Raw genomic sequence first — 15544 nt, forward strand, 5'->3', positions numbered from 1 at the left:
GCGCTGCCGTTCGACTTGCATGTGTAAAGCATGCCGCCAGCGTTCAATCTGAGCCAGGATCAAACTCTTCAGTTTAATCTCTGTTTTTGACACTTTCGTGTCACTACCATTGCTGGTAGGTCGCTCACTCAAGATACTGACCGTCATCCCATTGCTGAGACAACGCTTAATACTTTTGTGAACATTTGATAATTTAAGTAATCAGTGACCGAAGTCACTGGCACCTTCATCAAACGCCCACACTTATCGACTGTTGATTGTTAAAGAACGGTATTCGGTACTGCCTTGCTGTATCTGGCGAAGCGTTGTGTTCGTCAGCAGCAGAGAGGTGAGATTATGCAGTGCTTCGTGCTTCTCGTCAACTCCCTCTTTTCCTTCGCTTCGCTGCTTTAACAGCTGCTACTGCGTCGGAGGAGCAGAACTATAGCAAATCGCGGCCGGACTGACAATGCCCGCGACTATGTTATCGTCGCCTTTTTTCCACCTTATCTACTTGGTAATGAAACTTCCCCACATCGCACCGACCGCCGACACCGCCCTTTCACAAGCGTTGGCGGACGCGATCAATAACAAGACGAAGCCCCTCGGCAGCCTCGGCCGGCTCGAAAGCCTCGCTGCCCAGCTGGGCCTGATCCAGCGCTCGGTGAGCGTTCATATCCAGGATCCCTCCATCCTGGTGTTCGCCGGCGACCACGGCGTTGTCGCGGAGGGCGTATCGGCCTATCCGCAGGATGTGACCTGGCAAATGGTGGAGAACTTCCTGGCCGATGGCGCTGCGATCAACGTCTTCGCCCGCCAGAATCATTGCGCGCTGCATGTCATCGACGCGGGCGTGAACCATGTATTCGGTCCACGGGCCGGCCTGATTGATCGCAAGCTTGCCCCCGGCACCCGCAACTTCGCGCTCGAGCCGGCGATGTCGCGCGCCGAACTGGAGACCGCGTTCGGGCACGGCATGGCCCTGGTACGCGACCTGCCCGGTAACGTCGTCGGCTTCGGCGAAATGGGGATCGGGAACACGACCGCCGCCGCGGCCATCATGCACAAGCTGACCGGGCTGCCGTTGTCGCAATGCGTCGGTGCGGGTACTGGCCTTTCTGCCGACGGCGTCCAGCGCAAGCAGCAGGTCATCGCCGCCGCCGTCCACAAGCATGCCGGCGCCACCGATCCACTCGACGTGCTGGCCACTTTCGGCGGTTTCGAAATCGCGATGATGGCCGCCGCCATGCTCAAGGCTGCGGAACTGCGCAAAGTCCTGCTGATCGATGGCTTCATCGTGACCAGCGCGCTGCTGGTCGCCGCCCGCCTGCAACCGTCCATCCTCGATTACTGCGTCTTCGCCCACTGCTCGAACGAAACCGGCCACCGCCTGATGCTCGATGTGCTCGGCGCTCGGCCGCTGCTCGATCTCGGCCTGCGCCTGGGCGAAGGCACCGGCAGCGCCCTGGCCCTGCCCCTGCTGCACGCCGCCGCGAACTTCCTCAACCAGATGGCGACCTTCGCTTCTGCGCAGGTCAGCACCAGCGCAGCATAAGATGCAGCAGATCCGCCTGTTCTTCATCGCGCTGCAGTTCTTTACCCGCCTGCCGATCCCGCGCTGGGTCGGTTTCAAGCACGAGTGGCTGCACCATGCGTCGCGCTACTTCCCGCTGGTGGGCATCGTGGTGGGCGCCATCGCCGCCAGCGTGTACGCCGCGGCGGCCACCGTCCTGCCGGCGCCGGTGGCTGCCGTGCTGTCCACTGCGGCCACCATCTACGCCACCGGCGCTTTCCACGAAGACGGCTTCGCCGACGCCTGCGATGGGCTGGGCGGCGGCATGACAAAAGAGCGGGTATTGGAGATCATGAAGGACTCGCGCGTCGGCGCCTATGGCGCCATCGGGGTCGTGTGCATGCTGGGAACGAAGTGCACTGCGCTGGCGATGCTGCCGCCGGCCAGCGCCATCGGTGCGCTGTTGCTCGCCCATCCGTTGTCGCGCCTCGCGGCGACCTCGCTCATCTGGCGCATGGAGTATGCGCGCGCCGAAGGCAAGGCCAAGCCGCTGGCCGAGCGCATGACGACGAGCGAATTCGGCATCGCGGCAGTGACGGCCGCGATGGCGGCCGTCATCCTGCTGGCGACCGGTGCGATCGACCTGCGCGCCCTGCTCGCGGCGGTGCTGGCGGGCGGCGCCGCCACCTGGTGGCTGGCCCGCAAATTCTCCAGCCGAATCGGCGGCTACACCGGCGACTGCCTTGGCGCCGTCCAGCAGCTGTCCGAAGCCGTGATGTACATCGCCATCCTGGCCACGCTCGGCCACGGCGCGCTCGCCTAGGCCATGCAGCTGGTCCTGGTCCGCCATCCGCAGCCGGCCATCGAAGCCGGCATCTGCTATGGCAGGACCGACGTCGCCTCTCCAAGCGCCGAAACCGCTCGCGTGGCCGAAATACTGCGCGCAGCCGGCCTGCCCGGCACGCTGCCGGTCTACGCCAGTCCCTTGCAACGCTGCGCCGATCTCGCCCGCCAGCTCGGCACTCCCGTCACCTTCGACGCACGGCTGGCCGAAATGGATTTCGGCGCCTGGGAAATGCGCGGATGGGATGCGATCCCGCGCGCCGAGGTCGATGCGTGGGCGGCCGACCTGTTGGACTATCGCCCCGGCGGCGGCGAGAACGTGCGCGACGTGGCCCGGCGCGTGGCCGCCTTCCGCGCCGGATTGCGCACTCCTGCCCTCCTCGTCTGCCATGCCGGCACCATGCGCCTGCTGGCTTGCCTGCACGCCGGCGGCAGCATCGAACAAGCCGCCTTGCGCGCCGCGTCCAGCCCGCATCGCATCGGCTACGGCGAAGTGATCGTGCTGAAAGACTGACAACAGCTCGCCATCGAACGTATAATGGCGGCGTTTTGGTGCTCGCGGCTGTGTTCACAGCCGTAGTTAAACGGGAAACACGAAGCCTTCTCACAAGGCCCACGTGTGCTGCCCCCGCAACGGTCAGCAAGTACCGCGTTCGATCTGTAACGCGGCAAACCGTCTTCCATGACCACTGTGCGAATCGCATGGGAAGGTCGGACGGCCACACTTGCCAGCCCGGATACCGGCCAAAAGGTGGAAACGCGTGCGCGCGTTTCTGTTCAATCTGGCCAACGGGGACGTCGGCTGGTTGTCTTTGATGTGAACATTTCAATGAACCTTCCTGTAACACGGCTCGCGGCCGCGCTGTCGCTCGCATTCGCCATTGCTTCGCCTTCCTTCGCCCAAACCCTCGACGCCGTCGTCGTCACCGCCAACCGCCTGCCGCAGCGTGCGACCGACGTCATCGCGGACACCACCGTGATCCACGCCGAAGAAATCGCGCGCTCCGGCGCCGGTTCGGTCGCCGACGTCCTGCAGCGCCAGCGCGGCATCGAGATCACCCGCAACGGCAGCGCGGGCGCCGCCACAAGCGTGTTCCTGCGCGGCGCCAACAGCAACGGCGTGGTCGTCCTGCTCGACGGCGTTCGGGTGGGCTCGTCCACCAGCGGCGTCGCCGCATGGAACGCGGTACCGCTGGGCGCCATCGAGCGCATCGAAATCGTCTACGGCCCGCTCAGCACCCTGTACGGCGCCGACGCCATCGGCGGCGTGATCCAGATCTTCACCCGCAAGGGCGAAGGCGGCCCGGTCGCCAGCGGCGCGGTGGGCGCCGGCAGCAACGCCACGCGCACGCTCGACGCCAGCGTGCACGGCTCCAGCGGCGCCTTCCGCTATGCCTTCAGCGCCGGCCATGAAGATGCCGACGGCTTCTCGGCCACCCGCCCCGGCGCCTTCGGCTTCAACCCGGACGACGATGGCTACCGCCGCCGCAACGCCAATGGCCAGCTGTCGATGCGCATCGCCCCGGGCCACGAGCTTGGCGTCCAGTTCCTGCACAGCGAACTCGGCGCCCAGTACGACAGCGGCGCCGGCGCCTACGACACCCGCAACGACCAGGACCTCGACACGGCCGCCGTCTACATGAGCAACCAGCTCTTGCCGAACTGGCGCAGCACCGTGCAGTTCGCACGCTCGAACGACAAGCTGGGCAGCTTCACGAGCGCCGCGGCCTCGGGCGCCAGCCAGATCGACACCCAGCAGGATGAATTCACCTGGCAGAACGCCATCGCCCTCGGCGCCGACACCCTGCAGCTGCTCTACAGCCACCGCCAGGAAGAGGTCGGGTCGAGTTCCACCGCCGCCCTGTCGCGCACCCGCATCACCAACGCCTATGCAGCGACCTACTCGGCCAGGCGCGGCAGCCACCTGTTCGATGCCAGCGCGCGCCAGGACCGCTCGGTCTACGGCAACCGCAATACCGGCGCCGCCGGCTATGGCTACGACTTCGGCCGCGGCCTGCGCGCCACCGCCAGCCTCGGTTCGAGCTTCCGCGCGCCTACCTTCAACGAGCTGTACTACCCCGGCTACGGCCTGCCGACCAACCGTCCGGAAAAAGGCCGCAACCTGGAGGCCGGCCTGCGCTACGACGCCGGCGGCGTGCAGCTCGACGCCACCTGGTTCCGCAACCGCCTGACCGACATGATCGTCTCCGCCACCCCGTGCCCCGGCATGCGCACCGGCAGCTGCGCCTACAACGTCAACGAAGCGACGCTCGAAGGCCTGACGCTGGCCGGGCAGGCGCGCATCAAGGACGTCAACCTGCGCGCCAGCCTGGATTGGCAGGACCCGAAGGACGAGACCACCGGCAAGCGCCTGGCCCGCCGCGCCAAGCAGCACGCCAGCTTCGCCGCCGACACCAGCATGGGCGCGTTCGAGGCCGGCGCCGAACTGCAGCTGTCCGGAGAGCGTTTCGACGACGCCGCCAATGCGCGCCGACTGGGTGGCTACGGCCTGCTCAACCTGTACACTATTTGGCACATCACGCCGGATATCTCGCTGCTGGCCCGGGTCAACAATGCCGCGGGCAAGCAGTATGAACTGGCCCGCAATTACGGGACGAGCGGACGCACCTGGTTCGCGGCCCTGCGCTACGGCATCCGCTGACCGGCGCAAACAGAAGGAAACGCATGCATCATCCTGCCCATCTACAGCAACGGCGCGCCATGCTCGTCATCGGCACGCTGCTGTTGTGCGCCATCGCCAGCCTGCTGTTGTCCAGCATGACCGGCTCGATCGCCGTGCCGCTGGCCGACATGCCGGACGCCCTGCGCCAGCTGGCGCAGGGCGGAACCGGCTCGCTGGCGGCCTCGCTGATCGAGCTGCGCGCCGGCCGCGCACTCACCGCCTTCGTCACCGGCGGGGCGCTGGCACTGGCCGGGGTGATGATGCAGGCGCTGCTGCGCAACCCGCTTGCCGACCCGTACGTGCTGGGCATCTCGGCCGGCGCCTCGGTTGGCGCCCTGCTTGCGCTGCTCGTGATGGCCGCCGCCATCGTGGTCGACCTGGCCGCGCTGGGCGGTGCGGTGGCGGTGTCGATGCTGCTCTACCTGCTGGCCCGGCGCGACCTGCGCGGCGGGCTGGCGGCCGAAGGCGGCGCCTCGATGCTGCTGCTGACCGGCGTGATCCTGTCATCGGCCTGCATGGCCCTGGTGACCCTGATGCTGTCGATCGCGCCGGAAGGCCGCCTGCGCAGCATGATCTTCTGGATGATCGGCGACCTGGCCGGCGCGCCGCTGCGCCTGGCGCCGTGGCTGATCCTCGGCGCCGCGCTGTGGTACGCCATGCGCAGCGCGCGCGCCATGAACGTGGTCGCGCTGCATGCGGAAGCCGCGGCCACGCTCGGCATCCGCGTCGGCCGGCTACGCAAGGGACTGTTCTTTATTTCGGGCGTGCTGACCGCCAGCGCCGTCACCAGCGCCGGCTCGGTCGGCTTCGTCGGGCTGATCGTGCCGCATGCCTGCCGCTTCGCCTTCGGCCCCGACCACCGGGTACTGGTCCCGGCCGCGGTGCTGGTGGGCGGCAGTTTTCTCGTCCTGTGCGATACGCTGGCGCGCACCATCATCGCGCCGCAGCAGCTGCCGGTGGGTGCGATCACTGCGATCATCGGCGCGCCGGTGTTCCTGTACCAGCTGCACCGGCTGCGGAGATAAGATGATCCAGACCGAACACCTCGACCTGCACGTGGGCGCGCGCACGCTGGTGCGCCGGCTCGACTGGGCCGCGCACCCCGGCCAATGCTGGAGCATCATTGGCCGCAACGGCGCCGGCAAGAGCACCCTGCTGCGCACCCTGGCCGGCCTGCGCGCGCCAAGCGGCGGCGCCGTGCTGGTGGGCGGGCGCGCGCTGGACGCCTGGGCGCCCGAGGAACTGGCGCGCCAGCGCGCCTTCCTGGCACAATCGCGCCACGACGCCTTCGCCTACAGCGTGATCGACACCGTACTGTCGGCGCGCCACCCCTACCACGCCGGCCACTACTGGGAAGGCAGCGACGACCACCAGGCCGCCCTGAACGCCCTGGCGGCGATGGAAGTGGAGGACCTGGCGGCGCGCGACGTGCGCACGCTGTCTGGCGGCGAGCGCCAGCGCGTCGCCATCGCGGCCATGCTGGCCCAGGATACGCCGCTGCTGCTGCTCGACGAGCCGGCCAACGCGCTCGACCTGGCGCACCAGGTCAGCGTCATGGGCCTGCTGGCGCGCCTGTGCCGCGATCAGGGCAAGACCGTGGTCATGATCGGCCACGACCTGAACCTCGCCTACCGCATTTCCACCCATGCCCTGCTGCTGATGGGCGACGGCCGCTGGCATGCCGGCCTGGTCGCCGACACCATGCAGCCGGCCCTGCTGGGCGACTTCCTCGGCCACCCGATCGACATGGTCGAACACGGCGGCCGGCGCATCTTCATTCCCTTCGAGGCTTCCGCATGAACGACATGACCCCACACGAGATCGAAGCGCTCAACGAGCGCCACCGCCAGCGCATGGAGCGCAAGAAGGCCGTGATCGACGCCAAGATCGCGGCCGCCGACAAGGAGATCGGCATCATCATCGTCAATACCGGCAACGGCAAGGGCAAGAGCTCGAGCGCGTTCGGGATGGTCGCACGGGCGCTGGGCCACGGCATAAAGGTGGGCGTGGTCCAGTTCATCAAGGGCGCGATGTCCACCGGCGAGGAAAAATTCCTGCGCCGCTTCCCGGACGAAGTCAGCTTCCATGCAATGGGCGAAGGCTATACCTGGGAGACGCAAAACCGCGAACGCGACATCGCCAAGGCACTCGACGCGTGGGAACAGGCGAAGACCTTCCTGCGCGACCCCGGCGTCGGCATGGTGGTGCTGGACGAATTGAACATCGCCCTGAAATACCATTACCTGGACGTGCACACCGTGATCGCCGACCTGCTCGACCGCCCGGTGATGCAGCACGTGGTCGTGACCGGCCGCGCGGCGCCGCCGGAACTGGTGGCGGTGGCCGACACGGTGACCGAGATGAACGTGGTCAAGCACGCTTTCAAGGCGGGCATTGCGGCGCAAGCCGGGACGGAGTGGTGATGGACCGGGATACCGGCGCCCGCGCGGTGCTGGTCGCGGCCATGGCATCCGGCCAGGGCAAGACCAGCGTTACCGCCGCACTCGCACGCAAGCTGTTGCGCCAGGGCCTGCGCGTGCGCGTCTTCAAATGCGGGCCCGACTTCATCGACCCGATGCTGCTCGAGCGCGCTTCCGGCGCGCCGGTCCACACACTCGACCTGTGGATGGTCGGCATCGACGAGTGCCGGCGCCACCTGCACGACGCGGCGCGCGAGACCGATGCGATCCTGATCGAAGGCGTGATGGGCCTGTACGACGGCTCGCCCTCGGCGGCCGACCTGGCGCGCGAGTTCGGCGTGCCGGTGCTGGCGGTGATCGACGCCTCGGCCATGGCGCAGACCACCGGTGCGGTGGCGCGCGGGCTGCGCGACTACGGGCCGGTGGATCTGGCCGGCGTGGTCGCCAACCGCGTGGCCGGCGAGCGGCATGCCGGCATGGTGGCTTCGTCGCTGCGCGACATCCCGCTGGTGGGCTGGCTGCCGCGCCAGGAGCGCCCGCTCCCGGAACGCCACCTCGGGCTGGTCCTGCCGGATGAAGTCGAAGGACTGGAAGCCCTGCTCGACAAACTGGCCGACGAGCTGCACTTCAACGACAAGGCGTGGAAGGCGCTGCCCGTCCTGGCGCAGTCGGCGCCCGAATGGCAGGACGTCGAGCCGGTGCTGGAAGGGCGCACCGTTGCCATTGCGCGCGATGCGGCCTTCTGCTTCCTCTACCCGGCCAACCTCGACCTGCTGGAGAAAATGGGGGCAAGCCTGCGCTACTTCTCGCCGCTGGCCGATGAACCGGTGCCGGGCGACGCCGATGCCGTCTTCCTGCCCGGCGGTTACCCGGAACTGCACTGCGAAGCGCTGGCCCAGGCCGCGCACTGGCAAGCGTCGATCAGGGACGCACACGCCAGGAGCACACCGATCCTGGCCGAATGCGGCGGCATGATGGCGGTGGCAGAGGGACTGACCGACAAGGATGGAAAGCGCTGGCCGATGGCCGGCCTGCTGCCGGGCGAGGTGCGCATGCAGCCGCGCCTGGGCGGCCTGGGCGCGCAAGCCATGCCGACGGCCCAGGGCCCGCTGCGCGGCCACACCTTCCATTACTCGCATTTCGACACTCCGGCGCCGGCGCAGGCACATGCCGTCAAGACCAGTACCGGGTCGGAAGGCGAAGCCCAGTACCGCGTCGGGTCGCTGACCGCGTCCTACTTCCACGCCTACTTCCCGTCGAATCCGCCGGCAGTCGCTGCGCTGCTCGGGGGAGCCGCGCCGTGAGCTTGTCGCTGGTACTTGGCGGCGCACGTTCGGGCAAGAGCGCCTACGCCGAACGGCTGGCGCAGGACTCGGGCAAGGCGGTCGTCTACGTCGCCACGTCGCGCGCCGGCGACATGGAGATGGCCGCCCGCATTGCCCACCACCGCGAACGCCGCCCGCCCCAGTGGCGGACGGTCGAGGAAGAGCTTGCACTGGCGGACGTATTGCGCGAACACTGCGCGCCGCAGCGCCTGGTGCTGGTCGATTGCCTCACGCTCTGGCTGAGCAACCTGCTGTTCAGCGATGGACGCGCCTGGCCGGACGTGGGCGAGGTCACCCTGCCCCAGCGCTTCCACCAGGAGCGTGCGGCGCTGCTGGAGCTGCTGGACGGCGGCCTTCCCGGCGACATCGTGTTTGTCTCGAACGAAGTCGGCATGGGCATCGTGCCCTGGGGCGCGGTGTCGCGCTGCTTTGCCGACGAAGCGGGACGGCTCAACCAGGCCGTGGCCGCGCGCGCCGACCGCGCGGTATTCGTCGCCGCCGGCCTGCCGCTGGTCCTGAAAGGCAGCGCATGCTGACTGGCCTGTCGCTGCCGCAGCTCGCCGGCCTGCTGGTTGCGGGCGTGCTGCTCGACCTGCTGCTGGGCGAGCCGCGGCGCTGGCATCCGCTGACCGGATTCGGCAACGTGGCCACGCGCATCGAGCTGGCCCTGAACCGTGGCGGCCGCCGATGGGTGCGCGGCGCCCTGGCCTGGACGCTGGCGGTGCTGCCGCTGGCTGCGCTGTCCTGGTGGGCGGCGGAGCATGCCGGCCTCTGGCTGCACGCGGTCCTGCTTGTTGCCTGCATCGGGCTGCGCAGCCTGCGCGACCATGCGATGCCGATCGTCGACGCCTTGCGTGCGGGCGACCTGGCCACCGCGCGCACCCGCACCTCGTGGATCGTCAGCCGCGATACGCAGGATGCGCTGGAGCCGGACCTGGCCAAGGCCGGCGCCGAGTCGCTGCTGGAGAACGGAAACGATGCGGTGTTCGGCACCCTGTTCTGGTTCATGGTTGCGGGCGGCGCCGGCGCCGTGCTGTTCCGGCTTGCGAATACGCTCGACGCGATGTGGGGCTACCGCAACGAACGCTTCATGCTGTTCGGCCGCACGGCCGCACGGATCGACGACGTCTTGAACTATGTGCCGGCGCGGCTGACCGCGCTGTCGTATGTGCTGCTGGCCGGGACCGCGCGCGGCCGCGCGTGGCGATGCTGGCGCACGCAGGCACCCACATGGAGCAGCCCGAACGCCGGGCCGGTGATGGCCAGCGGCGCTGGCGCGCTCGGGGTGTCGCTCGGCGGCGCGGCGGTATACGAGGGACAGGTGGAACAGCGTCCGCCGCTGGGCACGGGGCCCGCCGCCACCGCGGCCGACATCGTGCGAGCGTGGCGGCTGGTCCTGGACACGACCTTTCTCTGGCTTGTTCTCGCCTGCGGTGCAGCCGTGATTGCCATCGTGGCGGCGCCGCATGCTTGAACACGGCGGCAAACTGCGCGAGGCCGCGCGCCTGTACGGCCATGACGACTGGATCGATCTGTCGACCGGCATCAATCCGCATGGTTATCCGGTGCCGGCGCTCCCTGCAGACGCATGGCATCGCCTGCCCGAGCCGGATCCGGAACTGGTGCTCGCCGCCTGTGCCTACTATGGCGCCCCCACGCTGCTGCCGGTCGCGGGAACCCAGGCGGCGATCCAGGCGCTGCCGCGGCTGCGGCCCGCGTCGCGGGTCACGGTGTCGGCGCCCTCGTATGCCGAGCACGCGCACGCGTGGGGGCAGCACGGGCACGCCCTGCGGCTGGCCAGGTATGCGGAGCTCGATGGCGCGGTCGATACCAGCGACGTAGTGGTCGTCGTCAATCCAAACAATCCCACCGGCGAAACGATCCCGCCCGCGCGTCTGCTGGACTGGGCCGCACGGCTGGCTGCGCGCGGCGGCTGGCTGGTGGTCGATGAAGCCTTCGGGGACACCGAGCCAGCGCTGGGCGTCGCGGCGCATGCCGGCCAGCCGGGACTCATCGTGCTGCGCTCGGTCGGCAAGTTCTTCGGGCTGGCCGGGCTGCGGCTGGGATTCGTCGCGGCGGATGCGCCGACGCTGGCGGCGCTGGCCGAGCTGCTGGGACCATGGGCTGTGAGCGGCCCCGCGCAGGCAGTTGCCTTGCGGGCGCTGCGCGATACAGGCTGGCAGCGTGCCACCAGGGGCAGCCTGCTGGCCTCGCGCCTGCGCATGCACCACATGCTGGACGCGCATGGCATCCACGCAGCGGGAACGCCGCTGTTCTACTGGTGGCAGGAAGCGCAGCCGGAAGCCTTTCACGCGCATCTGGCGCGCCACGGCATCTGGTGCCGGCTCTTCACCGATGCCGCGCGCGGTATCCGCCTCGGATTGCCGCCGGACGAAGCCGGATGGCAGCGTCTGCACGACGCACTTCAAACATGGAGCAAACGATGAAACGAATGTGGGTACTGGCGGCCTTCCTGGCGGCGCCGCTGGCCGGGGCAGTCACGGTGCGTGACGACGCCGGCAATGCGATCACGCTGGACAAGCCGGCGGCACGGGTCATCTCGATGTCGCCGCACGTGACCGAGTTGCTGTTCGCCGCCGGCGGCGGCAGCCATATCGTGGGCGCAGTGAGCTACAGCGACTATCCGGAAGCGGCCAAGAGCATCCCGCGCATCGGTTCGAACCGCGAGGTCGACCTCGAACGGATCATCAGCATGAAGCCGGACCTCGTAGTCGCCTGGATGCACAACGCTTCCGAGCGCCAGATCGAAATGGTACGCAAGCTCGGCGTGCCGGTATTCCTGAGCGACCCGCAAACCCTGGAGGGCATTCCACTGAACGTGGCGCGTCTCGGCCAGTTGATGGGCACCGAAGCCGTGGCAAATGTGGTCGCCGCGGAGCTGCGCAAGCAGCTGGCCAGCCTGCGTGCGCGCTACGCCGCGCGTCCGGTGGTGCGCACTTTTTACCAGGTGTGGGACAAGCCGCTCTACACACTCAGCGGAAAGCACATCATTACCGATGCGCTGCGCCTGTGTGGCGGCGAGAATATCTTCGACAAGCTGCCCGTGACCGCGCCGGTGGTGTCGGTGGAAGGCGTGTTGCAGGCCGACCCCGAGGCAATCTTCGGCACCGCCGAGAAGAACTACGGCGGCGTGAACCTATGGAAGCCGTATGCGACGCTGACCGCCACGCGCAACGACAACCTGTTTACCGTGGAAGGCGACCTGCTCAACCGCGCGGGACCGCGCATGATCGCCGGGACAGCCGTCATGTGCGAGAAGCTCGAGCTGGCGCGCCAGCATCGCACGCGATGAGCGGCCTGCCCTTCCGTACCCTGATGGTGCAGGGAACCACGTCCGACGCGGGCAAGAGCACGGTGGTGGCCGCCCTGTGCCGCCTGCTCCTGCGCCGCGGCGTGCACGTTGCGCCCTTCAAGCCGCAGAACATGGCGCTCAACAGCGCGGTGACGAAGGACGGCGGCGAGATCGGCCGGGCCCAGGCGCTGCAGGCGATCGCCGCTGGCGTCGAGCCGCACACCGACATGAACCCGGTGCTGCTCAAGCCCTCGAGCGACACCGGTGCGCAGGTGATCATCCATGGCCGCGTACGGGCCGAGATGAATGCGCGCGACTATCACCAGTACAAGACGGTGGCGATGGCGGCGGTGCTGGAATCGCACGGGCGCCTGCTGTCGCAGTACCAGGCGATCGTGGTCGAAGGCGCAGGAAGCCCGGCCGAGATCAACCTGCGCGACCGCGACATCGCCAACATGGGCTTTGCCGAGGCGGTGGATTGCCCGGTGATCCTGGTGGCGGACATCGACCGCGGCGGCGTGTTCGCCCACATCGTCGGCACGCTGGACTGCCTGTCGGCGTCGGAGCGATCCCGCATCGTTGGTTTCGTCATCAACCGCTTCCGTGGCGATATCTCGCTGCTGGAGCCGGGCCTGGCGTGGCTCGAAGAAAAGACCGGCAAGCCGGTGCTCGGCGTGCTGCCCTACCTGCATGGCATGTACCTGGACGCCGAAGACGCGGTGCAGCCGGCGCAGGAAAATACCGGCCACTTCCGCATCGTGGTCCCGAGCCTGCCGCGCATGAGCAACCATACCGACTTCGACGCACTGCGCGCGCATCCGGACGTCGACCTGCGCTTTGTGCGCGCGGGCGAACCGATGCCGGCCGCCGACCTGGTCATCCTCCCGGGCAGCAAGAACACGCGCGGCGACCTGGCCTGGCTGCAGTCGCAGGGCTGGCCCGCTTACCTGGCGCGCCACCTGCGCTACGGCGGCAAAGTGATCGGCATTTGCGGCGGCTTCCAGATGCTGGGCCGCACGGTCGCCGACCCGCACGGCGTGGAGGGCGGCGCCGGGACATCGCCGGCGCTTGGCCTGCTCGACCTGGACACCGAACTGGCGCAGGAAAAGCGCCTGGCGCAGGTCAGCGGCAGTGGCGTGCTGGCGGGCGGCGCGCCGGTGGAGGTGCGCGGCTACGAGATCCACATGGGGGTGTCAAACGGTGCGGCATTGGGGCGGCCGGCCTTCGTCATCGATGGCCGCCATGAAGGCGCGTGCTCGGAGGATGGCCAGGTACTGGGCACCTACCTGCACGGCGTGTTCGATCACCCGTCCGCCTGCGCCGCACTGCTGCGCTGGGCCGGGCTCAAGACCGGGCACGTGGTCGACACCTCGGCACTGCGCGAGGCGAGCCTGGACCGCATCGCCGACGCCACCGCGCCGGTGCTCGAGCGGCTGCTGTCGGTGCTGGAGCGCGCCGCGCCGGCTCAGTAAGGCTGGGGGATCTGCGACAGCGCGTAGTTCGAGGTGAACAGGCCTTTCAGCATCGCCAGGTCGGCAGGATCGAACAGGCTCAATGGCCGGGTCAGGCGTCGCTTGCTGTCTTCTTCGAGCTGCCTGGCCACGCCGGTGGAGACCACGACCGGTTCGCCGTTACGGATCAGGAGCGCTTCCGGCCGCGCCGTATTGCTGTTGACGTCCACTGCCCATACCTTGCCGCCATGAAGGGCGGTGACGCCATCGACCAGCGTGTGGCCGACGATAATCGTGTTGGCGCCGAAGTGGGCGAGGACATCGCCGATCTGCCCGGGGGTCGCCTGCGCGTAGCGGTCCTCGCCGGCCTGGAAGTAGCCGCGGTATTGCGTCACGCCGGCCGGGCCGATCACCGAGTCGAGCTCCGCTTTCGTCGGCATGTCGCCCGACCAGTAGCGCCGCATGGCGCTGTTCATGTTATTCACGGTGAAGCCGCTGTCGGCCACCACCGGGCTGACGCCGCCGTGCGTGATCACCGTCCTGCCGCTCTTGATGACAACCGGTTGCAGGCGCAGCCAGCGGCCGATCAGCGTATCCGGACCGAATGCCTGTGGCTGGCCGCCCATGCGATTGAGCGCATACAGGTGGTCGCGGTTCGCGCGCGATGTGTTCCCCCTCAGCAGATACTGTTCGTGGTTCCCGAGCACGAGGTGCACGGCGCCGCCCGCTTCCTGCGCCTGCAGGCTGAGCGTGTAGAGGCGCCACAGCACCGCGAAGACGTCGCGGCCACGGTCGACCGCATCGCCCGCGATCACCAGGTGATTGACGCCGTAGCGCCAGTTACCCTGGTCGTCGGTCACCTGGAGCGACTTCAGCGCGGCGTCGAGGAAACGCGCATTGCCTTCGATGTCGCTGATGATCAGGGTGTCGGCTGGCGTATCGAACACCGAATTGGGCACGGTTGGCACGCGCGACACCTGAAACATTTGGCGCTTGCCCGCGCAATCGATGCTCAGGTCGGCGCTTCTGCCGCTCAGGTGATGGACCTTGTCCTCGCAAAACCAGGTCGCCGCCCAGCTGCCGTCTGCATGCTTGCGTACGATCGGCCCATCGAGAAAGCCCGGAATCCGTACCGCGTCACCGGTGCCGGCATAGGTGTGGATGCCGGCCGTTGCAACCCCAATCGGCACCAGCAGGCGCTTGTGGCTACCGGACTCGGTCAGTTCGATGTCCGCATTGGCCAGCGCAATACCCACCGCGACAACCAGCAGGGATGCGGTAATGGCGAGGCCACGGAGAAGATAAGCGCGCGTCTTCTTCATCGTTATTTTGAATAGGCAGGAAAACAATGAGTGTAACGCGGGCAGGCACGTATTAACTGACATGCATATGCACTTTGCGGCACTTTACGTCATTACATGCGTCGCGCGTAAAGTCGGCAAACGCAAGGTCAACTTGGGCACCCGCCTGCGCGGGTGCGACGGTTCATAGTGTGCAGGCCCACCCCATCGTTCCCGACCAACTCCCCCTGCACGTCGTGCGCGCCACTGGCGCCTACGACTTCCGGCGCAGGCGTGAACAATGCCACTGGCATTGTTCACCCCAATTCCATCGAGCAGAGATACCGCACGCTTGATGCGATAACGCCCGAATACCCAAAACACAAACGCAAAAAAACCCGCAGAGATCACTCTGCGGGTTTTTTCTTATAACTAGCCTGACGATAACCTACTTTCACACTGGTTGCAGCACTATCATCGGCGCAAAGTCGTTTCACGGTCCTGTTCGGGATGGGAAGGGGTGGGACCGACTTGCTATGGTCATCAGGCTTTGACTTGTACGAGTCTTTGACCAACTGGTCAAAAACTCTGAATCTGGAAGAAGTAGTTTTTTTTATTCTTGGGATAGCTGTATCAACAAACTTGCAGCTGTATTCCTGACTTGTTCTATATCCTACCAAGGTTATAGGGACAAGCCGTACGGGCAATTAGTACTGGTTAGCTTAATGCATTACTGC

General features: G+C 67.3%; 14 protein-coding genes, 2 rRNA genes and 1 riboswitch. Of the genes, 13 read left to right on the forward strand and 3 right to left on the reverse strand.

What is annotated here, in order from left to right; all coding sequences use genetic code 11:
• Window positions 1-75, reverse strand: a 16S ribosomal RNA gene (locus BM031_RS24405); the annotation flags it as partial.
• Window positions 76-499: 424 nt separating this feature from the next.
• Between BM031_RS24405 and cobT the strand changes: the two genes are divergently transcribed.
• From cobT to BM031_RS24470, 13 genes are all read left to right on the forward strand, one after another.
• Window positions 500-1534 (forward strand): nicotinate-nucleotide--dimethylbenzimidazole phosphoribosyltransferase, encoded by a 1035-nt coding sequence (gene cobT, locus BM031_RS24410; protein WP_091877488.1) that lies wholly within the window; start codon window positions 500-502, stop codon window positions 1532-1534.
• A gap of 1 nt (window position 1535) precedes the next feature.
• A complete protein-coding gene (locus tag BM031_RS24415) occupies window positions 1536-2315 on the forward strand; it encodes an adenosylcobinamide-GDP ribazoletransferase (protein ID WP_091877490.1) in 780 nt (259 codons plus the stop codon).
• Between the two features lie 3 nt (window positions 2316-2318).
• A complete protein-coding gene (locus BM031_RS24420) occupies window positions 2319-2849 on the forward strand; it encodes a histidine phosphatase family protein (protein WP_091877492.1) in 531 nt (176 codons plus the stop codon).
• Between the two features lie 19 nt (window positions 2850-2868).
• Window positions 2869-3098, forward strand: a riboswitch (cobalamin riboswitch).
• Between the two features lie 66 nt (window positions 3099-3164).
• Complete coding sequence (locus BM031_RS24425) at window positions 3165-4997, forward strand: TonB-dependent receptor domain-containing protein (RefSeq protein ID WP_091877494.1); 1833 nt, start codon at window positions 3165-3167, stop codon at window positions 4995-4997.
• A gap of 23 nt (window positions 4998-5020) precedes the next feature.
• Window positions 5021-6043, forward strand: coding sequence for a FecCD family ABC transporter permease (locus BM031_RS24430; protein WP_091877495.1), 1023 nt, complete (start codon window positions 5021-5023; stop codon window positions 6041-6043).
• Window position 6044: 1 nt separating this feature from the next.
• The gene (locus BM031_RS24435) at window positions 6045-6818 is read left to right on the forward strand and encodes an ABC transporter ATP-binding protein (protein WP_091877497.1); all 774 of its coding nucleotides are present in this window, start codon (window positions 6045-6047) and stop codon (window positions 6816-6818) included.
• Window positions 6815-7441: a cob(I)yrinic acid a,c-diamide adenosyltransferase gene (cobO, locus tag BM031_RS24440; protein WP_091877499.1), complete on the forward strand. Its 627-nt coding sequence runs from the start codon at window positions 6815-6817 to the stop codon at window positions 7439-7441. Before BM031_RS24435 ends, cobO begins: the two co-directional genes overlap by 4 nt.
• Window positions 7441-8742, forward strand: a complete 1302-nt coding sequence (locus tag BM031_RS24445; protein ID WP_091877501.1) for a cobyrinic acid a,c-diamide synthase CobB — start codon at window positions 7441-7443, stop codon at window positions 8740-8742. Before cobO ends, BM031_RS24445 begins: the two co-directional genes overlap by 1 nt.
• Complete coding sequence (gene cobU, locus BM031_RS24450; RefSeq protein WP_091877503.1) at window positions 8739-9299, forward strand: bifunctional adenosylcobinamide kinase/adenosylcobinamide-phosphate guanylyltransferase; 561 nt, start codon at window positions 8739-8741, stop codon at window positions 9297-9299. Before BM031_RS24445 ends, cobU begins: the two co-directional genes overlap by 4 nt.
• On the forward strand, window positions 9293-10237 hold the full coding sequence (cbiB, locus tag BM031_RS24455; RefSeq protein ID WP_091877505.1) for an adenosylcobinamide-phosphate synthase CbiB: 945 nt from the start codon (window positions 9293-9295) through the stop codon (window positions 10235-10237). Before cobU ends, cbiB begins: the two co-directional genes overlap by 7 nt.
• Complete coding sequence (gene cobD / locus BM031_RS24460) at window positions 10230-11210, forward strand: threonine-phosphate decarboxylase CobD (RefSeq protein ID WP_091877507.1); 981 nt, start codon at window positions 10230-10232, stop codon at window positions 11208-11210. The genes cbiB and cobD overlap by 8 nt, the downstream gene beginning before the upstream one ends.
• Window positions 11207-12076: a cobalamin-binding protein gene (locus BM031_RS24465; RefSeq protein ID WP_091877509.1), complete on the forward strand. Its 870-nt coding sequence runs from the start codon at window positions 11207-11209 to the stop codon at window positions 12074-12076. Before cobD ends, BM031_RS24465 begins: the two co-directional genes overlap by 4 nt.
• A complete protein-coding gene (locus BM031_RS24470; protein WP_091877511.1) occupies window positions 12073-13548 on the forward strand; it encodes a cobyric acid synthase in 1476 nt (491 codons plus the stop codon). The genes BM031_RS24465 and BM031_RS24470 overlap by 4 nt, the downstream gene beginning before the upstream one ends.
• On the opposite strand, the gene BM031_RS24475 is transcribed toward BM031_RS24470, so the two are convergent.
• Together BM031_RS24475 and rrf are read right to left on the reverse strand one after the other, a co-directional pair.
• Window positions 13542-14849, reverse strand: coding sequence for a metallophosphoesterase (locus tag BM031_RS24475; protein ID WP_177207894.1), 1308 nt, complete (start codon window positions 14847-14849; stop codon window positions 13542-13544). The genes BM031_RS24470 and BM031_RS24475 overlap by 7 nt on opposite strands.
• A gap of 393 nt (window positions 14850-15242) precedes the next feature.
• Window positions 15243-15355 (reverse strand): 5S ribosomal RNA (rrf, locus tag BM031_RS24480).
• Window positions 15356-15544: the final 189 nt, after the last annotated feature.

Origin of the sequence: Massilia yuzhufengensis (genome assembly GCF_900112225.1) — a bacterium.
Lineage (GTDB): Bacteria > Pseudomonadota > Gammaproteobacteria > Burkholderiales > Burkholderiaceae_D > Telluria > Telluria yuzhufengensis.